The 21,266-nt window shown below is 61.0% G+C and carries 12 protein-coding genes and 3 pseudogenes; 12 read left to right on the top strand and 3 right to left on the bottom strand.

Annotated elements, in window-relative coordinates; translation table 11 throughout:
- Positions 1 to 109: 109 nt before the first annotated feature.
- The 8 genes and pseudogenes from ACFQH2_RS18280 to ACFQH2_RS18245 all read left to right on the top strand — a co-directional run bounded on the left by ACFQH2_RS18280 (position 110) and on the right by ACFQH2_RS18245 (position 11,701).
- A pseudogene (locus ACFQH2_RS18280) lies at positions 110 to 1,629 on the top strand (NADH-ubiquinone oxidoreductase-F iron-sulfur binding region domain-containing protein).
- Positions 1,626 to 4,964, top strand: a complete 3,339-nt coding sequence (gene fdhF / locus ACFQH2_RS18275; protein ID WP_377077089.1) for a formate dehydrogenase subunit alpha — start codon at positions 1,626 to 1,628, stop codon at positions 4,962 to 4,964. Before ACFQH2_RS18280 ends, fdhF begins: the two are co-directional and overlap by 4 nt.
- A 167-nt stretch (positions 4,965 to 5,131) precedes the next feature.
- Positions 5,132 to 5,764: a GTP cyclohydrolase I gene (gene folE / locus ACFQH2_RS18270; protein WP_377050631.1), complete on the top strand. Its 633-nt coding sequence runs from the start codon at positions 5,132 to 5,134 to the stop codon at positions 5,762 to 5,764.
- A gap of 632 nt (positions 5,765 to 6,396) precedes the next feature.
- Positions 6,397 to 7,902 (top strand): FAD-dependent oxidoreductase, encoded by a 1,506-nt coding sequence (locus ACFQH2_RS18265; RefSeq protein ID WP_377077088.1) that lies wholly within the window; start codon positions 6,397 to 6,399, stop codon positions 7,900 to 7,902.
- Complete coding sequence (locus ACFQH2_RS18260) at positions 7,899 to 8,930, top strand: aminomethyltransferase family protein (RefSeq protein WP_377077087.1); 1,032 nt, start codon at positions 7,899 to 7,901, stop codon at positions 8,928 to 8,930. The genes ACFQH2_RS18265 and ACFQH2_RS18260 overlap by 4 nt, the downstream gene beginning before the upstream one ends.
- 34 nt (positions 8,931 to 8,964) lie before the next feature.
- Positions 8,965 to 9,738, top strand: a complete 774-nt coding sequence (locus ACFQH2_RS18255) for an electron transfer flavoprotein subunit beta/FixA family protein (RefSeq protein ID WP_377050627.1) — start codon at positions 8,965 to 8,967, stop codon at positions 9,736 to 9,738.
- Positions 9,739 to 9,904: 166 nt separating this feature from the next.
- Positions 9,905 to 10,714, top strand: a complete 810-nt coding sequence (locus ACFQH2_RS18250) for an electron transfer flavoprotein subunit alpha/FixB family protein (protein ID WP_377077086.1) — start codon at positions 9,905 to 9,907, stop codon at positions 10,712 to 10,714.
- A 237-nt stretch (positions 10,715 to 10,951) separates the two neighbouring features.
- Complete coding sequence (locus ACFQH2_RS18245) at positions 10,952 to 11,701, top strand: cyclodeaminase/cyclohydrolase family protein (RefSeq protein WP_377077085.1); 750 nt, start codon at positions 10,952 to 10,954, stop codon at positions 11,699 to 11,701.
- Between the two features lie 13 nt (positions 11,702 to 11,714).
- On the opposite strand, the gene ACFQH2_RS18240 is transcribed toward ACFQH2_RS18245, so the two are convergent.
- On the bottom strand, positions 11,715 to 13,460 hold the full coding sequence (locus ACFQH2_RS18240; protein ID WP_377050623.1) for a formate--tetrahydrofolate ligase: 1,746 nt from the start codon (positions 13,458 to 13,460) through the stop codon (positions 11,715 to 11,717).
- A 150-nt stretch (positions 13,461 to 13,610) separates the two neighbouring features.
- The gene (locus ACFQH2_RS18235) at positions 13,611 to 14,723 is read right to left on the bottom strand and encodes a DHHA1 domain-containing protein (protein WP_377077127.1); all 1,113 of its coding nucleotides are present in this window, start codon (positions 14,721 to 14,723) and stop codon (positions 13,611 to 13,613) included.
- Between the two features lie 179 nt (positions 14,724 to 14,902).
- On the opposite strand from ACFQH2_RS18235, the pseudogene folP reads away from it, so the two are divergent.
- The 3 genes and pseudogenes from folP to ACFQH2_RS18220 all read left to right on the top strand — a co-directional run bounded on the left by folP (position 14,903) and on the right by ACFQH2_RS18220 (position 18,282).
- Positions 14,903 to 17,292 (top strand): annotated as a pseudogene (folP, locus tag ACFQH2_RS18230) (dihydropteroate synthase).
- A complete protein-coding gene (locus ACFQH2_RS18225) occupies positions 17,289 to 17,951 on the top strand; it encodes a hypothetical protein (protein WP_377077084.1) in 663 nt (220 codons plus the stop codon). Before folP ends, ACFQH2_RS18225 begins: the two are co-directional and overlap by 4 nt.
- 112 nt (positions 17,952 to 18,063) lie before the next feature.
- Positions 18,064 to 18,282: a hypothetical protein gene (locus tag ACFQH2_RS18220; protein ID WP_377077083.1), complete on the top strand. Its 219-nt coding sequence runs from the start codon at positions 18,064 to 18,066 to the stop codon at positions 18,280 to 18,282.
- Between the two features lie 148 nt (positions 18,283 to 18,430).
- On the opposite strand, the pseudogene ACFQH2_RS18215 reads toward ACFQH2_RS18220, so the two are convergent.
- A pseudogene (locus ACFQH2_RS18215) lies at positions 18,431 to 20,181 on the bottom strand (BCCT family transporter).
- Between the two features lie 526 nt (positions 20,182 to 20,707).
- Between ACFQH2_RS18215 and ACFQH2_RS18210 the strand changes: the two are divergent.
- Positions 20,708 to 21,127: a hypothetical protein gene (locus tag ACFQH2_RS18210; protein WP_377050612.1), complete on the top strand. Its 420-nt coding sequence runs from the start codon at positions 20,708 to 20,710 to the stop codon at positions 21,125 to 21,127.
- Positions 21,128 to 21,266 lie beyond the last annotated feature (139 nt).

Raw genomic sequence — 21,266 nt, 5'->3', positions numbered from 1 at the left:
TTATATGGTCATTCGAGGATGGTGACCAACATGAACCCGAACAGATTGTTCTAATGACAGTACAGCGGTAGTGTCGGGATTTTTACGCCGTCAGTCGATACCCGTTGTTATGTCACAAAATGACAGTGACCCGAACTGGTCGACAGCTGTTCGGATCTCGACCGAGTGCCGGGTCGCTGCCGAGCAGTTCGTAACTGCGGCCCAAAATGCGGCCGATTCTGCCCAGGTCATCGAAACCGGACCGACAGGAATTGTCGCATACACACCGCTTGTCATGATTACCCGCGAGGGCCGGACAGCCTTCTACGGCGACCCACAGCCGTCGGTCGTCCGAGAACTTGTCGAAACACTGGAAAGTGGTACGCTGCCGACAGACGGTGCCGATGCGGTCGTCGACCACGACCCGGAAGCGACATCGCTTCCGATGCCCGACGATGGGCCCCTGGCGGTCGGGCTACGCACGGTACTGGGGCCCTGTGGCTGGATCGATCCGCTCGGTCCGGACGAGTGGTCGTTCGTCTCTGACGATCGGACGGCTGCCGAAGCGACCGACGCCGGACTCCTCGGACGAGGGCGCGGTGACACGGCTACCGACGATCCCGTCGCGGATGTCTGGGAGACTGCACGCGAGGCCGATGGCGAGCCGGTCGTCGTCGTCAACGCGAACGAAGCAAGTACCCTCCCCGGAGTGACGATACGCTGCTTGACGGGGCACCGATGGCCGTCCTTGATGGGCTAGCAGCTATTGCGGACTACGTCGGCGCCGAGGACGCGGTGATCCTCCTGAACGAGGACGACACCGCACTGCAAGACCGCCTCCGCCGGGCCGTAGACGCGGCAGCAGGGTCTTTGCCTGTGGTTCCACAGCTGGTTGCGGGTCCGGACGAGTTCCGAGCGGGTGAACCAACTGCGGCGATCGAGGCCCTCGAAGGGGCCGACCGTATCGAACCACGCCTCCAGCCGCCCTCGCCGGCAAAATACGGTCTCTACGGTCGCCCGACGGTCGTCCACTCGCCACGGACGGTCGCACAGGTCCAGCGGGTAATCGCACGGACGGACAGTGTCGACCCCGACTCGTCCGACCCCGGCACTCGAATCGTCACCGTCACTGGTGACGTGGCTGATCCGGCGACGATCGAACTCGGATCTGCCGCGAGCCTCGATGCAACACGCGAGGCAGTCGACCTCCCAAACGGATTCAAGATGGCCTGTGTCGGCGGAATCCTCGGCGGTATCACGAGGGATCTCGATGTTGCGCCAACCGCTCAGTCGCTGCGAGCCGCGGATCTGGGCACCGACGGCGTGGTCGAACTGTTCGACGACGACCGCTGTGCGGTCGCGACCGTCGGCGAACGCGCACGCTTCGCGGCCACAGAAAACAGCGGTCGGTGTGTTCCCGGTCGAGAAGGCACCAAGCAGCTCGCCGAGCTCCTGCGTGATATCTACCAGGGTTCGTTCGAGACCGACAAGATCCAGGAACTCGGACGGGTGATGCGCCGGTCGAGCAACTGTCAGATCGGGGCCCACGCACCCCGACCCGTGACGACCGCAATCGACGAATTCGAACCGGAGTTTCGCGCGCACATCGACGGCCATTGTCCGAGCGGCACCTGTACGGAGAAACTATGAGTAGCGACAAACCGTTCCCGGGAGTCCCAGACCTCGTCGATCCCCAGCCCGAAACACCGGTGACCAGCGAATTCGAGACGGGGACCGCCAACGATCCGGATGTCGGCACTGACGACACCGATCCGTCGACACTCATAGTCGACGGCAACCCTGTCACCGTAACGCCGGGGTCGACGATCATCGACGCCCTGGAGCATCTTGACGACGAGATTGTCAGCGTCGACCCGGGTGCCGAGGGTGTCGAAGACGACGCCGACATTCCAGCGCTTTGTTATTACGACCGTGATGGAGACTGTAGCGACGAGAGCGGCCCGCGAAGCACCTGTCGCACCTGTCTGGTCGAGACCGAGGACCACGGAATGGTCCCATCGTGTTTGTTCCCGGCGCTCGACGGTCTGGAGGTTTCGACCGATACGCCAGACGTCGAGGAGGCCCGAAGCGTCAACCTCGATCTCGTCCTGTCGAATCACAATCTCCGGTGTACGACCTGTAACGGGAACGGCCGGTGTGAACTGCAAGACGCGGCGATCAGCGAGGGCGTCGATCACCCACGCTACGGTGTCTTCGACGAACGCGACCAGTACGAACCGATCGACGACACCTCCTCGTTCATCCAGATCGATCGCAACAAGTGCATCCTCTGCAATCGCTGCGTCGACGCCTGTAACGACGTCCAGGTTGAGGGCGTGCTCCGGATCGAAGGTCACGGCGAGGACACTCGGATCGGGTTCCAGTCCGAGGCCGAGACGATGGATGACTCGGAGTGTGTCTCCTGCGGGCATTGTGCCACGGTCTGTCCGACGGGGTCACTCACCGAGAAGGGGATCGGCGGCCCGGCGACACTACCGCTCCCGGGATTCACCCAGCGCAACTCCATCGGGAAGATCATCGAACACGAGGACGCCGAGACGATCGACGACACGTCTGCGCCCAACCGGACCTTCGGCGCCGAGGCGGGCGCAGACGAGAAACAGGGGCTCGCGAAGTTCGCGTCGGCGGCCAAGCGCCGCGCCGGCGACCTGGCGAACGAGTACAGCAAGAAAGCGTTCCTCGCCGGCGAACACACCGCCGAGAGCATTGCTGCGAATACGCTGTCAGAAGGCCGGCTGTTCGATATCGCCACGGACGTCAGTGACTACCGACTGAGCAAGATCGACAAGCATGAGACGACCTGCGGCTTCTGTGCGGTTGGCTGCCGGTTCGAGATGTGGGGCAAGGACGGCGACTCGCTGGGTGTCGTCCCGGTCGACGACCCCGACGACGCACCCGCGAACAACTACTCGACCTGCGTGAAAGGGAAATTTGGCCACGAATTCTCGAACAGCAAGAAGCGGATCACGAAGCCGATGGTCCGTACTGACGACGGCGAACTCGAACCGACGAGCTGGGACGACGCACTCGATTACGTCGCAGAGCAGCTCTCGAGGATTCAGGACGAACACGGCGTCGACGCGGTTGGCTGCCTGGCCTCCTCGAAGGGGAGCAACGAGGAAGCGTACCTCGTCCAGAAGTTTGCCCGCCAGGTGCTGGGAACGAAGAACATCGACAACTGCGCGCGGCTCTGTCACTCCTCGACGGTCGCCGCCCTCCAGCAAACGCTTGGCTACGGGGCGATGACCAACCGGATTAACGAGGACATCGGCGAGGCCGATGCCTACCTCATCAGTGGGTCGAACACCACGGAGTCCCACCCGGTGCTCGCGACCCGCATCAAGCAGAACGTCCAGGATGGTGCAGATCTCGTCGTCTTCGACCCCCGAAAAGTTGGCATCGCCGATCACGCCGACCAGTACACCCGGACGAACTCCGGCTACGACGTGGCGTGGCTCAACGGGATAATCCGGTACATCATCGAGCACGACCTCCACGACGAGGCGTTCATCGAGCGCAACACGAAGAACTTCGACGCCGTCGCGGAGAAGGTCACGGCGTTCACGCCCGAGAAAGTCGAAGAGCTTGCCGGTGTTCCGCCGGAGGAGCTCGCCTCGGCCGCCGAGACCCTCGCGGAGGCCGACAGCGTCGTTTTCGGCTGGGCAATGGGAATGACTCAGCAGAGCCACGGTACCCAGAACCTGCTCGCAATGGCCGATCTCGCGCTGGTGCTCGGCCAGCTCGGCAAGCCTGGTGCCGGACTCTCACCTTTCCGGGGCCAGAACAACGTCCAAGGTGGCGGCGGCGACATGGGGACACTCCCCGGAAGTCTCCCCGGCTACCAGGACCCGAGCGACGACGAAGTCGGCGAGAAGTTCGCCAAGGTGTGGGGTGAGCGCCCACCAGAAGAGCCGGGCCTCAAAGTTCCCGAAATGTTTTCCGAAGCCCACGAAGGAAACTTCCGTGGGATGTACGTCGTCGGTGAGAACCCCGCACTCTCGGAACCGGATATTCAGCACGCCGCAAAGGCACTCGAGAAACTGGATTTCCTCGTCGTTCAAGACATCTTCATTACCGAGACAGCCAACCACGCAGACGTGGTCCTGCCGGCGGCGACATCGCCGGAGATGCACGGCACGTTCACCAATACTGAACGTCGTATCCAGCGAGTCCGGCCGACGGCTGACCCGCCCGGGAAAGCCCGCCAGGACTGGGAGATCACACAGCAACTGGCCGACCGACTGGGCTACGAGTGGGATTACGACCACCCCAGCGATATCATGGAGGAAATCAACTCGTTAGCCCCGATTTACGGGGGCGTGAACTACGATCGCCTGGAAGAAGGTGACCAACACGGCCTCCAGTGGCCCTGCTGGGACGAAGACCACGATGGGACGCCGTACCTCTACGACTACGAGGACGGCAACTTCAATTTCGAGGACGGCAAAGCGCGGTTTGTCCCGGCTGACGGCGGCCATCCGGGCGATATTCCTGACGAGGAGTACGCGCTGACGCTGACGACAGGACGGGTCCTCTACCACTGGCATACCGGCCAGATCACCCGCCGTGTCGAGGGCCTGATGAGCCACGTCGGCGAGAGCTTCGTCGAAGTCAACCCAGAGACTGCCGACCAGGTAGGTATTGACGATGGCGAGTACGTCCGTGTCGAGTCCCGGCGGAGCGATATCGTCGTGAAGGTACAGATCACCGACCGCGTCGGCCCCGGCACGCTGTTTATCCCGATGCACTTCGCGGCCGGGGCGGTCAACAAACTCACCGGAGAGACCTTCGACCCGACGGCTGGCATCCCCGAGTACAAAGTGTCGAGCGTCCGCATCGACCCCATCGGCCCGGAGACGGACGAGACGGTCCTGAAGACACCGGACGCCGGTAGGGGAGTGTCCCCGGCGACGACTGACCTTGCTAACTCTCTCGGCGTGACGATAGCCGCCGCTCCGGTATGACGACCCGGCGAAATTGGTGCCCAAACAATTCCTTGTTTCCTTTCGACATATTCGGCGGATTATCTCCTGTATTTCACACTGTTAATACTGTTAGCCGAGGCCTCACAGGGTGGCACTTTCCACGGTCGTCAGAGGATTTATATCTCGTTTGCCACTTGGTATCTATAATGGATTCACGGGAGCGACACCCCGATCACGGATACGAAACCGGCAGCGAAACGATCGCCGACAGGGAGTTCGACGAACAGAAGGCACGAGAAGGGGCAAGACTCCTTCTCGAGGCCATCGGACGCGACCCCGACGAAAGCGGGATCTCCGACACGTGGAGTCGGCGCGTGCCCGAAATGTTCGAGACGCTGACCGAGGGAGCACGTTCCGAGGCAAAGCCGGAGATGCGAACGTTCGAGAGCGAGAGTGACGGTCTCGTCGTCAAGACTGGTATCCCGCTCAATAGCATGTGCGAGCACCATATGCTCCCGTTCCAGGGCGTCGCACACGTCGCCTACCGGCCAGGAGAGGAGATGGTTGGTCTGTCGAAGCTGATCCGCTACGTGCGGTGGACGGCGCGTCAACTGACAACCCAGGAGACACTGACCAGGGATATTGCAACTGGACTGGCCGACGAACTGGACGCCCACGGCGTCGCCGTCGAGATCACCGCGACCCACATGTGTGAAGTGATGCGTGGCGTCGAGACAGCGACCGAAACGACGACGAGAGAGCAGGTGGGGACTTTCGGTGACGAGGACCGCGAACAGTTCCGGGAGTCGGTCCGGCGTAGCGACACGAGCGGCCACTGACCGCCGTAATTGACGGAATGTCTCTGAGCGACAGCTACGCTATTGTTCGACCGGCGTCGGTACCAGACGACCAGTTCACCAGTTGCGAGACGACGGTCACGCTCATGACGGCCAAGAGGAGGTGTTCGTCGCGCTGACAGCGGACAGTTCCTTATCGACGGGGAGGTCCACGATATCCCCCGATCGGGCATCGTTCGTGTCAATCCCGACACAGTGTGAAATCTACTCAATCGGACGACGGACAAAACGCACGTCTGGTTTGCGTTCGGTGCACCGTTGGTCGGTTCTGTCGAGGATTTCGGTTCGTACACCGTCATCGAGGACGGCGAATCGGATTGACAGCCCCAGCACAGTCCCCCTTTCTATCAGAAAAAGATTATGACGAGTTTCGATACCGTCCGAACCGGATTCAGGTGATTGGTCTGTCTTTGTCATGATCGGCAAGAAGAGCCGCTGAGATTGTATAATACCGGACCGTAATTTAAAGACCCTCAGTACAGTGGTGGCTGATTTATCCGGCGAACCACCCTATTCCGAGACGGAACTACGATGTCGAAAGCTACCAGTCCGCAAGCCGTAGTCGGGAACCGGGAGTGCAGCGTACAGAGATATCAAACGATGGTGGGACATCAATGAGCTCGAACTCGCTGCCCTCACAGGCGAAGACGGTGATCATCGGCGGCGGCATCGTCGGGAACAGTCTCGCCTACCATCTGGCTCAGGAGGGACGCGAAGACATTGTCGTCATCGACAAGGGGCCGCTTCCTGACCCCGGTGGGTCGACCGGCCACGCCTCGAACTTCCTGATGCCGGTGGAGCACTCGAAGGAGATGACCCACCTTACTCAGCGGAGTATCGAGCAGTACAGAGATATGGACACGTTCACCGAAAGCGGCGGCATCGAGGTCGCACGCACCGAAGAGCGTGTCGAGGAACTCAAGCGACGGGTCCAGTCGGCGAAAGCGTGGGGAGAACCTGCGGAACTGCTGACGACGGAGGCGGTTGAGGAGTTGGTCCCATACGTGAATACTGATCTCGTCGAGGCGGGGTTCCACAGTCCCGGCGCGGGCACCTGCGACCCCCTCCGCGCCGGCGAGGTGATGCGAGCGCGGGCCGAGGAGTACACCGACGGTGGTCTCCACGTCTCGCCAAACACCGAAGTACTCGACCTCCACGTTGAGGACGGGACAATAGCGGCAGTCGAGACCGATCGGGGCACCGTCGCTGCCGACGAGGTTGTCATCGCGGCTGGGCTCTGGAGTCCGAAGATCGCCGAGATGGCCGGCGTCGACATCCCGCTGACGCCGGCAGTCCACCAGATGGTCAGCGTCGGCCCCATTTCGTTCTTCGAGGACTACGAGGGCGAGATCTCGTTCCCAGTCGTCCGAGACATGGACACCCAGATGTACGAACGCCAGCACGGCAACGACCTGGAGGTTGGCTCTTACCAGCACCGCCCGATCCTCTGGGATATCGAGGACGTTCCGTCGATCGACGAGGCACCACTCTCCCCGACACAACCGCCCCTAACCGAAGACGCGTTCGAACAGTCGATGGCCGACGCGCTGGAGATGGTCCCCGACCTCCTCGATGATCCGCTGGCCGGTATCCGCCACGAGATCGACGGGCTACTATCACAGACGCCCGACGGCGGACCGCTACTGGGCCCGCTCCAGGACGTCGAGGGACTCTGGTCGTGTGCCGCGGTCTGGATCAAGGAGGCTCCGGCGATCGGTGAGGCGGTCGCCCAGTGGATGACCCGCGGCTGGTCGGATATCGATCTTCACGGCGCAGATGTCAACCGCTTCTACGGGTATGGGAACTCTCGATCCTTCGTCGAGGAGCGGGCCAGCGAGGGGTTCCAGAAGATCTACGATATCGTCCATCCGGCCGAGCAGTATCAGTCCGCACGCGAACTCCGGACCAGTCCCTTCTACGATCGGCAGCAGGATCTCAGGGCGCGGTTCTTCGAGACTGCCGGCTGGGAGCGTCCCCAGTGGTACGAGTCCAACAGCGACCTGCTGGATCGGTACGAAGACGAACTGCCGACTTCCGCCGACCGAACGAGTGGGACGCTCGCTGGTGGTCACCGATCATCCTCGCCGAGCACCTCCACACCCGCGAACACGTGTCGATGATCGGCGATATGGGATTCAGCATCTTCGACTTCCGGGGATCGGATGTCGTCGACTATCTGGAACGGATGGCCGTCGGTCGTATCGATGTCGACGTGGGAAAGACAGTCTATACGCCGATACTCGCCGAGAACGGCGGGTTCGTCTCCGACCTGACGATCGCCAGACTCGGTCCGGAGCGGTACCGGGTCATTACCGGCGGTGCTGCCGGCGGCTCAGACCGTGCGTGGTTCAGCGACCACATCTCGGACGAGGCAGATGTTACGCTGATCGATCGGTCCGAGTCGCTGTGTACGGTCGGCGTCTGGGGACCGAACGCCCGGGACCTCGTCGACAGCGTCGCCGAGGAGGACATGTCTCACGAGGCGTTCGAACCGTACACCGCACAGAAAGTCACGATCGGCGAGGTCGACGCCTGGGCGATGCGACTCTCCTACATCGGCGAGCGAGGCTGGGAGATCTACGCTCCGATGGGACAGGGGCGTCGGCTCTGGGATGTGCTCTGGGAGGCCGGTCAGGACCACGACGTTCGTCCGGCCGGAATGGGCGTTTACGGGACAACCGGCCGTCTCGAAAAGGGGTACCGGCTGTTCGGGCACGAGCTGGAACTGGAGTACGATCCTGCGGAAGCAGGACTTGCTTTTCACGGGGTCAAGGACGCCGATTTCGTCGGAAAGGAAGCCTATGCCGAGGCAATCGAACAGGAGAACGCGGCAACGCTGTGTACGCTGTCCGTCGATGATCACGCGCCCGACGGGGGCGAGCGTCGCTTCATGCTCGGCAACGAACCGGTCCTGGATCAGGCGGGGAACGTCCTCGTCGACGACGAGGGTCGTCGATCCTATGTGACGAGTGCCGGTACCGGGCCAAGCGTCGGCAAACACCTTCTGCTGGCGTACCTCCCACAGTCCGTCGCCGAAGAAGGGCGAAGCCTCCAGGTCGAGTACATGGGTCAACAGTACCCGGTGACGGTCGAAGTCGTCGGGAGCCGTCCGCTGTTCGATCCCGATAACGAACGTATCAGAAGCTAAGACAAGCAACAAACAGACACTAAACCCGAACCACATGAACACGCTAGCCTGTATCAAGCGCGTGCCGAACACCGGTGCGAAAATCATACTGACCGACGACGAACAGCAGATAGACACCAGCAACCTCGGATTCACCATCGCTCCACACGAGGAGTGTGCCATCGAGGAAGCGATCCAGCAGGCCGAGAACCACAACGGTAGCGCGACCGTACTGTCAGTGGGCCCGGACGGCGCTGGCGAGCAACTCCGGACCGCACTGGCAATGACGGCAGACGAAGCGACCCTGCTCGAGACCGACGACGATCAGTGGCGGCCCCGCGAGACGGCAGCCGCCATCGCCGACGCAATACGTACTGATGGTGGCGACGACCTCTCGTTCGACCTCATGTTCTTTGGCAATGAATCGGCAGATGCTGCGAACCACCAGGTCGGCGTTCGCGTCGCCAAGGCGCTCGATATCCCGTTCGTCGGAGGCGTAACCGATGTCCGTATCGACGGGAATACTGTCGTCGCCAGACGCGACGTTACTGGTGGGGCAGAGGTGTACGAACTCGACCTCCCGGCGGCTCTCGGCGTGAAAGAGGGCGTCAACAAACCGCGGTACGCCTCGATGCGTGCAAAGATGCAGGCGCGTAAGCAGTCGATCGAACGCCGAGAGCCGATTAGAGCCGATTTCGACGGCGGCCTCGAAAAGATCCGACTGGAGGCATCGGAGAGCCAGGGTGGTGACGCAGAAATCCTCGGAGAGGGTTCAGACGCGGCTCCGGCCGTTGCCGAACTCCTTACCGACGGCCTGGAGGTGATCTGATGGTGATTCTCGCCGTCGTCGAACACGAGAGCGGCGCACCAACGGAGTCGTCCCAGGAGATGCTCACCCTGGCCCGAGAGGTCGCGACTGAGACGGACTCTTCGCTCGAAGCCGTCGTCATAGGCGCCGAGGAGCGGCGACCACGGACCATCTCGGCGATCACGGCGTGGGGACGGTCCACCACGTCGACGACGAGCGCCTGGATACGTACGCACCTGAAGCCTGGGCGGAAAGCATCTGCCAACTCATCGAAACCACTGATCCGGCGGCCGTTGTCGGACCAGGGACCGACCGCGGTCAGGAACTGCTGGCCCACGTCGGCGCCAGACTGGATCTGCCGATGGTGGCGAACTGCATCGAAGTCGATGTGGACGGCGACCAGCAGTACGAACTCGCTCGCCAGCGCTGGGGTGGGAGTCTCGTCGAACACGCACACCTCGACGGCGAGACGAAACTGCTGACCGCCGCGGCACACGAGTTTTCGCCGAGGACCGTCGACGACGCGACTGATCCGGCAGTGGAGTCGTTCGAGCCGACACTTGACGAAGAGGCGTTCCGTGTCGTCGTCGACCGGATCGAATCGTCCGACACGGGCGGCGTGTCGCTCGCCGAAGCCCGTGCTGTTGTTGGTGGAGGCCGTGGCGTCGACGGTGCAGACGGGTACGACAAACTGGAGAGGCTGGCCGACCATCTCGACGGAACGGTTGGTGCGTCCCGCGCGGCGGTCAATGAGGGGTGGCGACCACACGACGACCAGATCGGCCAGACCGGGACCAAAATCAGTCCGGACCTGTACATCGCCTGTGGCATCAGCGGCGCGGTCCAGCATATGGTCGGCTGCAAGGGTGCGGATACCACCCTCGCGATCAACACGGATCCCGAAGCAGCCATCATGCAGAAAGCGGACTACGCCGTCGTCGGCGACCTCCACGAGATCGTTCCCGAACTGAACAAGATGCTGGACGAGACAGGCTGATCGCTCCCGAATATTTCTTTCGAAAAGAGGCCGTTGAATACCTACATACACTGTATACGCTTCAGTAGCAGGGGCGGACGTGACCGCTCGAAATGTTGGAACCCGTCCTACCTTACTGTTCTCTGACAGTTCGGCAAAAGCGTTAGGTCGGTCGACACGGACATCCGCCTGTGCAACACAGCGAACGATTACGGCTCGATTGTGGGGGAGAGATTCCGGGAACGTCGACGGTGCGTGGTGACGAGAGTCGTTCAGGACGAACGAAAGGGGGCGACTGTGACGTTTGCCGACCAGACGATCGGCGAATTTCTCGAAGCAATCGCCTCCGAACAGGTCACCCCCAGTGGCGGCGCAGTTGCCGGCGTCGGCGGAGCGATGGGGGCAGCACTCTGTGAGATGGTGTGTATCCATACGATCGAGGCGGGCGAAGCCGATCCTCGGGCGGACCTGGCCGGTGTTCGCGACACGCTCGTCGACCGCCGGAGCCGGTTGCTCGATCTCGCTGACGAGGATGCCGCTATCGTCGACGACGTACAGGCGGCGTTCGCATCGGGCGACGACGATCGGATTCAGCGGACCTCGAAACGGGCGACCGAAGTCCCACTGGAGACTGCCACTGCGTGTCTTGATATCGTCGAAGCCGCAGTCACAGTTACCAGAGAGGGGCGTTCAGTCGCTGTTCCGGACGCTGCTGTCGGCGCACTACTCGCACACGCTGCACTCGATGGCTGTATGTCCACTGTGCATGCGAACCTCGCGGCGATCGATGACGACGAGTTCGTTTCGGAGACCGAACAGCAGGCCGCCGAGATCGAGGCGGACGCCGAAGTGGCGCTGACGGAGATCCGGGCTACTACCGCAGACCGACACCAGTTGGCCGAATCGCCACAAAAAAGCAATCGTCGATCGGAATGGCGTTCTCGCACTACAGGCTGTCACGTTGTCTGGATTTCGCCATCTCGAAGTGGCGAAATCCGCCGCAGGTAGACACTCGGTCCTCTCAGAACAGTCCCGAGATGTTTCCGTCTTCGTCGATGTCCATGTCGGCTGCTGCCGGGCGGGCGGGCAGGCCAGGCATCGTCAGAGCGTCGGCGGTGAGTGCAACGAGGAAGCCGGCACCAGCGGAGGGGTAGACCTCGCTGATCTCCAGTTCCCAGTCTTCCGGTGCACCTTTGCGGCTCGCGTCGTCGCTCAGCGAGTGGAACGTCTTGGACATGACGATCGGGTAGTCGTCGAAATCCAGGTCGTTCATCTGCTCGATGTCGTCGAGCGCGCTACCCGTGTACTTCACGTCGTCCGCACCGTAGATCTCCGTTGCGATCGTGTGGATCTTGTCCTTGATACTGTCTTCGTCGGCGTACAGCATCTCGAAATCCTCCTCGTCGCTCTCCTCGACTGCCTCGACGACGTTCTCTCCCAGGTCGACGCCGCCTTCGCTGCCCTCGGCGAAGACGTTCGACTCGGCTACGCGGACGCCGAGGTCGTCTCGGCAGTGGTCGAGCACTGCCTGGATCTCCTCATCGGTGTCGTCCGGGAAACGATTGATCGAGACGACGACAGGGACGCCGAACTTCTGGAGGTTCTGTGCGTGTCTGTCCAGGTTCTCGAAGCCGGCCTCGACCGCATCGACACCGGCCTCACCGATCTCGTCGTAGTCGACCGGCCACTGGTCCAGTCCGTGATACTTCAGCGCGCGGACGGAGGCGACCAGCACGACCGCGTTCGGCGTCATGTCGCCCATTCGGCAGACAACGTTCATGAACTTCTCCGCACCGAGGTCGGAGCCGAACCCAGCCTCGGTAACGAGGTAGTCACCCATCCCGAAGGCCGTCTTGTCGGCGACCAGTGAGTTCGTCCCGTGGGCGATGTTCGCGAACGGACCGCCGTGGACGAACGCGGGCGTGCCCTCGATCGTCTGGACGACGTTCGGCTTGATCGCGTCGCGGAGCAACATCGTGGCCGGCCCTGTCGCCTCGATGTCGTCGACCGTGACCGGCTCGCCGTCCTCATCGTAAGCGACGATGATCTGGCTAATGCGCTCTTTGAGGTCACCGAGGTCCCGCGCCAGACAGATCACGGCCATCAGTTCTGAGGCGGCCGTGAGCAGGAAGCTGTCCTCTCGCGGCGTCCCGCCCGTCTTGCCGCCGAGTCCAACGACGGTTTCTCGCAGGGCCCGATCGTTCATGTCGATCGCTCGCGGCCAGGCGACGTTGTTGATGTCGATATCGAGTTCGTCACCCTGAGAGATCTTCGCATCGAGCATCGCGGCAATGAGGTTGTGTGCGGAGGTGAGTGCGTGCAGGTCGCCCGTGAAGTGGAGGTTGATGTCCTCCATCGGAAGCACCTGCGAGCGGCCCCCACCGGCCGCACCGCCCTTGACACCGAACACTGGGCCAAGCGACGGTTCGCGAATGGCGATCATCGCTTCCTCACCGATATGATTGAGCGTCTGCCCCAGGCCGACCGTCGTTACGGTTTTGCCCTCGCCCTTTGGTGTCGGCGTCATCCCAGTTACCAACACCAGGTTCTCCTCCCTGTCGCCTGCCTCGTCGCGAAGTCGCTCGATCGCGGGTTGTTTGACCTTCGCAGTGTACTCTCCGAAGTACTGGAGATCCTCGAGGCCGAGTCCCCACGGTTCGACCAGTTCCCAAATTGGCTCCATATCCGTCGATTGGGCAATGTCGTAGTCAGTCGGGATTGGCTCCGGTTTCTCCTCAGATGAGCTACTGTTGTTCTGTGAAGTCATCTCGATAGGATATTCCCTGCACCATCGTAATAATGTTAGTATAGCTGACAAAATCGGAATAGGATGTGTTCGTCCCACTCAATCGTGGGTAGCGCCGACATATTTGTTTATTTGAGTGATAAGAAGAGTTTGGACACAGTGGCGCGCCGGTCAGTCTCGCCGAAGATACTCGACGACCGAATCCGGATTTGCATCGAGACCGCCGCCCTGTGCGAGTGTGGGGCGTCCACCACCGCCACCACCGAACTCGCCGGTTACGTCGTCGATAACGGCGTTTGCGTCCGTTTCACCGCCTGTTCCGACAACGATGAAGGTCGATCCGTCGGTGCCGACGAGGACGACGACGTCAGCGGTATCATCACCGAGTTCGCCGATGCGGTCCGCGACAGTGTTCGGGCCGACGGCATTGACGGTCCCAACGAGCCACTCGTCGCCGTCTCTTGTCTGTGTGTCTTCAGCGAGCGCTGCCAGACGGGCATCGAGCAGTTCCTCGCCGAGTTCGTCCAGCTCCGCCTGCAACGATTGCTTCTCCTCGAGGAGTTGCTCGGCCCGCCGGGCAAGGTCGTCGACGCTCGTATCGAGCGTTTTGGCCGCGCGGGTCGCGTTTCTGGTCTCGTCGATCTGTCGATTGATCGCCGCCGGGCCGACTGCGTATTCGACCCGTACCAGATCTGCACCTGGATTCGAGACGCCGAGGACTTTTATTGGTCCAATCTCGGCCGTGTTCCGGACGTGCGTGCCGCCACAGGCGGAGATGTCCCAGTCGCCGACCTCGACGATACGGACGGTATCGGTCGTGTCGACGTCGTCACCAAGGTTGAAAACGATGCGGTCGTCGTCCCGTGCTCTCTCGATTCCCATCCCGTACCAGTCCACCGAGAGACCGTCCCAGACGACTTCGTTCGCCATCCGCTGGAAGGTAAGTGGGTTCAGGTCGTCATCCGACGCACTGGTCGCGAAGTCCATCCGAATGCTGTCCTCGCCGATGTCGAAGCCGCCGTAGCCGTGGCTATCGAGCAGTTTCCGGCCTGCCCCGTAGATGACGTGGCTCGCGGTGTGTGCGCGCATGCTGTACGTGCGGAACGACTCGTCGACGGACCCTTCCACAGTATCACCGGCGCCGATATCCGGCTCCTCGGCGAGCGTATGGACAGTCACGCCGTCGCGTTTCTGGACATCGACCACGTCGATACCGGCCACTGTTCCTCTGTCGGCGGGCTGACCCCCACCCTCGGCGTAAAAGTATGTTTCTTCGAGGGTCAGGGCTCGGCCGTCGATCGACCGGACCTGCGATTCTGAACGACGTAACGTACGGTTCCTGCGACGATCGGTTTACCGGAGCATTGTCGATCATATAATCAGGGTGGAAAGATGTGCCAATAAATCACGTGTTTTGATCCGTCAGCGACAATTTAATCAACTCCGCACCGGGGATATGTGTTATGGAATATCACGAGTCTGCTGAGTACCTGCAGTCATTACAGCGGCGGCGGCCCAAATTAGGCACCGAGACAACAGCGAGGATGCTCTCACATCTGGGCGATCCACAGGCGGAGATGGACTGCATTCAGATCGCCGGGTCGAATGGCAAGGGAAGTACGACCCGCATGGTCGAGAGTATTCTTCGAACGACCGGTGCCGACGTGGGGTCGTTCACCTCCCCGGACTGAACGACTTTCGAGAACAGGTACAGGTCAACGGTGGACAGATCCCGAAGGCACGCGTCACCGAGTTCGTTGAGCAGATCGAACCGTGCATCGGGCGACTCCGGGCGGACGACGACATGCCGACACATTTCGAGGTGCTCACTGCGCTCGCTCTCTATCATTTCGCTGCCGAAGACGTCGATATCGCCGTGCTTGAGGTCGGTATCGGCGGTCGTTACGACGCAACGAGTGCGGTCGATCCGGTCGCAAGCGCGGTCACGAGCATCAGCCTGGAACACACGGATCTGCTCGGGGAGACGATCGAAGAGATCGCCCGTGACAAGGCACAGGTCGCGCCTGCCGACGCGCCACTCGTGACCGGGACATCAGGGGCGGCCCTCGACGCGATCCGGATGGAGACCGACGTGATCACCGTCGGTGGAAGCAACGCCGACGTGACGGCCATCGAGGACGGCATGCGCTCGCAGATCGAGAACAGTATCTCGATCACTGCTCCGGAGTGGTCACTGGAGACGAATCTCAAACTGCTCGGCCAACATCAAGCCACGAACGCGGGGGTTGCAGCGACGTTGGCCAGAATGGTTGCGGATGCCACGACTGGAGAGATAGCCGACGGACTCCGTGACGCGACGTTGCCGGGACGGTTCGAGATTCGGTCGACCGATCCGATGACGGTTCTCGACGGGTCACACAACCCGGGTGCGATGGCAACGCTCGAAGACCTCCTGGAACGGTACGAGTACGACGATCTACACGTCGTCTTCGCGGCGATGCAGGACAAGTCCTACGAGCAGATGGTACAGACGTTGCCAGAGATTGGCACTGCGTTCGCCACTCGCCCCGACGTTGATCGGGCCGCCGACACTGCGACGCTCGCCGAGGCCCTCGACGATGGGGCTGAAGAGGTCCACCAGGTCGAATCCGTTCCCGAAGCGACAGAGCAGGCCATCGAGGAGGCTTCTGATGACGATTTCGTGCTCGTCACCGGATCGCTGTACGCCGTCGCCGAGGCACGAGACCGCTGGATTCGGCTAGTCGTTCCTAAAGACCGCCATCCCAGGGCACCCGTCGGTTCGACGGGTGCCAGCGAGGAGAGTACACGGGTCGCCGAGGAACGTGTGCGACAGCGGACCTTCTCGCTCACGCTCCGTAGCGACCAGGCCGAGACCGTCCAACGACGATTCGAGACAATCGGCGGCGAGTTCGCCAGTACAAGCAAGGGAATGCCGGAGAAACTCGTGTCTACTACGATATCCGGGACAGACGGTCAGCTACGGCAACTCGTCGATCGACTTGCAGCTGACGGGCTGGGTCTCTCGCGGGTTGCACAGCAACTCGAAGCAGTCGTCGATGGGCGGGCACTGTCCGCACCCTTTGACACCGAGGAGACGGCCGTGATGGGAATTCTGAACGTGACCCCGGACAGTTTCCACGACGGCGGTAAGTACGATCGGCTCGAGGCGGCGGTCGACCACGCCAAACAGATGGTCGCAGCGGGGGCAGACGTTGTCGACGTGGGCGGCGAGAGTACGCGTCCCGGCGCAGAGCCGGTATCGATCGAAACGGAGATCGAGCGTGTCGTTCCCGTCGTCGAATCGATCTCGTCGCTCGACGTGACGATCTCGGTCGACACGCGAAAGGCAGCCGTTGCCGACGCCGCACTGGACGCAGGGGCCGACATCGTCAACGACGTGTCCGGTCTCTCAGACCCGGAGATGCGGTTCGTCGTTGCCGACCACGACGCTTCAGTCGTGCTCATGCATAGCCTCTCCGCACCGGTCGATCCCGAGCGATCCGTGATCTACGACGACGTGGGTAGCGACGTTATGCGGGTGCTCATAGAGCAGATACTGCTCGCCGAACAGGCTGGCATCGATCGCGAACAGATTATCGTCGATCCTGGGTGTGGGTTCGGAAAGAACGCCGAGGAGTCGTTCGAACTCGTCGACCGTCTCGGAGAATTGCGTGCGCTGGAGTGTCCGATCATGCTCGGTCACTCGCGGAAATCGATGTTCGAGTCCGTCAGTTCCGACGGCGAGCGGCTCCACCCGACGCCAGCTGTGACGGCGATGGCGTCCGAGCGGGGCGCGGATATCGTCCGCGTCCACGATGTTGCCGAGAACGTCGCTACAGTTCGCACGGTGGCCGCGACGAACGACTGGTGACAAGCGCCGGACGCCTCGTCGGCACTATGACCGGTAGCTTTTCACCTTGTGTGTCGAAAATAGAAGCCATGGTAATTGAAGTCACGGCGACTGCTGCTACGTCGCTCGTTCTCGGTTTCTGGCCGCTGACGACACAGATATTCGACCCGAATACATTGCTCAACGCCCCAAGCTCGGTCCGGGCCGTGGCTGCGTTGTTTGCGACGATCCTGTTTGGCGGGGCTGTAATCTACCTGTATGGCGGGCGTCTAGATGGTGCCGTCGACGCCTCGATGGGGAGCCCGCTGAGTTCAACACTCTATGGGATAATGACGTACGGCGGTGCCTTCTTTCTCGTCGGGTACGCCTACAGCCAGTTACTCCGGATCGAGGTCACATCGACAGCGGTATTGATTGTTGCTGGCATTATCTTGATCTCTCTCCTGCTCACCCTGAGTGGGTTCGGCTTCGTAATTGTTGGCTGCTGGCTGTCGGAGCTTTTTGGACCGCGCGATCCGTGGCTCGGGTTGATCGGCCTCGGGACTGCCGGCGCATTCGTCTGGTTCTTGCTGCCGGCCGTTGTCGGTGTAGCCGTCTGGTTCAGCGTCGGTGCAGTTGGGATCGGTGGTCCCGCGAGGCTGTGGCTTCACGACGACACCGTGAAACTCGACCGGAGCTGATACGCCTGGCCGCTACCTGAGACGCAGCCGCTACCGCAGCGGGATCTCGCGAAGAGCCAGTCAGCAGTCCGATCGAAGTAACACTGATACGCATTGGCATACAATACTGTGTGTGACACTGATCATCCAGGCATTCGACTCGGGGTTGTTCGAGACGGCCAGCCAGTTCGTCGTCACTGCCGGTACGGTGATCCTACTGCTCATGCTCGTCGCCCTCGGAGCCTTCGTATACAAGAGCCTCCGTGGCGACGGGATTACCTGGCCCGACGATCAAGAGGAAACCGACGACGAGGTCCAGCACGGGTCCGACGATGACGATTGGAAGTATTAGAACTGTTGACTGTACCTGTTCATGACCTCCTCTCATAGCCGAGCGTTCGGGAGGATGTCGGCGACTGGTAGTCCCTATCTACGGTAAAAAAGCGGTGTGAGCTACTGTAGCGACAAGAAGGTTGCGGCAAGCCCGTGACGAAACGTTGTCAGTCGTCTGTTCCCTCCGGATCACCTCGAATATCAGTGACAACCTCGTCACCGCTCGTGACGACATCGATATCGCCTTCGGCAGTCATGTCCTGGATGCGGTCAGCGAACTGCTCGGACTCCAGTATCTCGTACTCGTTATCGAGTCCCATGTAGACGGTGAAGCACATCAGGAGTAGGATCAGCGCGAACGGGAAGCCAGTCGCGATTGCAGCGGTCTGTAGCGCACCGAGTCCACCACCGTACAGCAGGAGCGCGGCCACGGCGCCTTCAGTGACGGCCCAGAAGATCCGCTGGGCTCTGGGAACGTCGTGCTTGCCGCCCGAAGTCAGATGATCGATGACCAGCGACCCCGAGTCGGAAGACGTGACGAAGAACGTGATCACGAGCAGCGTCGCGAGCGCGCCGGAAATAGCGCCCAGTGGGAACTGTTCCAGCAGGGCGAACATCGCGACGGTCTGTCCGACTTCGTTATACGTCGCTAATGCGGCACCGTTGCCCACGAGAGAGTTGAACAGCGCACTCCCACCGAAGGTGGACAGCCAGAGCGTCGAGAAGAGGGCCGGCAGGAACAGCACGCCCATAACGAACTCTCGAACCGTCCGACCCTTCAGAATCCGTGCAATAAACATTCCGACGAACGGCGACCAGGAGATCCACCAGGCCCAGTAGAACACTGTCCAGGCGGAAACGGTTCCCTGGCCTGTACCCATCGTTCCTGTGAAGAACGACAGCGACAGCAGGCTGCCGAAGTAGGCACCCAGACCTTCGACCCATGCCCCAAAGATGTAGACGGTCGGGCCGACGATGAGGAGGAATCCGAGGAGTCCCATCATCAGGTAGAGGTTCAACGTACTGAGACGCTTGACTCCGCCGTCGAGGCCGGCCGCGACCGACAGGGTCGCGATTGCGGTAATGCCGGCGATCAGGAGAACCTGCATGTTCGTCCCGATCGGAATGTTGACGAGTCCGAGCATGTCGCCACCGACGTAGGAGAGGCCAGTATTGACCTGTGAGACGCCGATGCCGAGCGAGGTCGCCAGCCCGAACAGGGTCGCGAACACGGTGACGAGGTCGATAACGTGACCCGGCCAGCCGTAGATCCGGTCACCCAGTAGGGGCCAGAATACCGAGCGGAACGTCAGCGGTAGCCCTCGGTTGAACGAGAAGAACGCCAGCCCCAGGCCAACCAGACCGTAGATCGCCCAGGGGTGGAAACCCCAGTGGAAGAACGTCTGGGCCATGGCCGCCGAGGCGGCTGCGCCAGTTCCCCCTCAGCACCGAAGAAGCCGGGGACGTTCTGGAAGTAGAACAGCGGCTCGGAAACGCTGAAGAACATCAGGCCGATCCCCATTCCGGCGCTGAACAGCATCGCCATCCACGAGAAGTCGCTGAATTCCTTTTCGGCTTCGACGCCGCCGATCCGGATGGTTCCGTACTTCCCGAGCGCGAAGTAGAGGATCGTTACGATGAAGATGTTCACTGCGAGGAGGAAAAACCAGCCGAAGTTCCCCTCGAAGAAGCTACGGATGTTGGAATAGGTCGAGGCAGCCTGTTCACCGAGAACGAGCGTCGCAGTGATGAACACCCCGATCAACAGCAACGCAACGGGGAAGACGACTGGATGAACGTCGAACCCCCATCTCTGTATATTTGTGTCGCCCGGTTCTCGTTCCGAATCCGGATGGAAGAGTTCTACCTGAAGTCCGTCAGAAGTCTCTCCAACCGGTTTGTCTTCACCATCTGTCATTGTCTTTTATCGATCCACCAATGCTCTACCGTTCGATTTGGTATCATGGTTTTCATGTTGAACCGTGTATTCGTCTTACCGCTTCGTTTCACGCACTATACGCCATCTCGTATTCCGTCTCGGTTGCCGACTCACCGTACCGGTCTTTTTTCCAGGAGACCCACCAGCTGCGGGCTGGAGCGGTCCACCGGTTGGTTCTAGCCCCTCACGGATTCGTCGTTTGGGGAATGTCACATACCCTCACACCCTACAAATGCCGGTATTATAATAAAAGTTAGCATGATTCAACAATTTGTAGAGTTGGACAGCGACGTGAGCAGATCGATACCGTGCATATTCAGACGTTCGAGGGCGACAAGAACAACTGTTGATCAGTATAGTTGTACATGCAAAACTGCCATCCCGTAGTTGGATATGAACGTACACACCTGCGTGGACCACTCAGGATGCAATCGGGACATATGCGGCCAGTAACAGAACCAGACTGAGACTGGGAATTATGTTTGTCCGGTCATTAGAACAGTTAGTGATAGAAAAGATACGCTTTGTGTTCGGTCTGGCGCAGCGTGCAGCGGCCAAGCTCGCCGAGCCACTGCGAAAGAACCCGGACGCCCCCAGTTTCACTCTCTCGGTCCCGGAGGCACATACGACGACCGTCGATGGCGGAATTGGATGGGCAGAGCGGCCGCCGGCCACACTCGTCTGCTCGCGATGTGGAGATGGTATCAAACAGGTAGATCCTCGGGAGGATATCGACTGCAACCACTGTGTCGCCGAGTTCAAATACACTGAGTTTCCAGATCTCGAACTCGACTTCATGACCTGTCCAGTCTGTGGCGACCGGATGGAACACGGTCAACGACACCCTCAGAAGTTCGATATCCCCGAGTGGGCGACCTGTAATCGCTGTCGGTATCACTGGGAGTTCCGCCATTCGTATGAGTGAGGCTATCTGGGACGGTAGCGTGATCAAGACTTCGCTGGATGTCCGATGGGGACCTGCGAGCGTGAGAGGATTTATTTTATCCGGCAGAGTAGCACTGGTATGGAAAATCCGTTGGCGACAGGGTTAGCACTCGTTGCTG

This window comes from Natronoarchaeum sp. GCM10025703 (assembly GCF_042661985.1).
In the GTDB taxonomy this organism is placed as follows: Archaea; Halobacteriota; Halobacteria; order Halobacteriales; family Natronoarchaeaceae; genus Natranaeroarchaeum.
The sequence above is the reverse complement of the archived record's forward strand: the minus strand, read 5'-3'. Positions and strand labels throughout refer to the sequence as shown.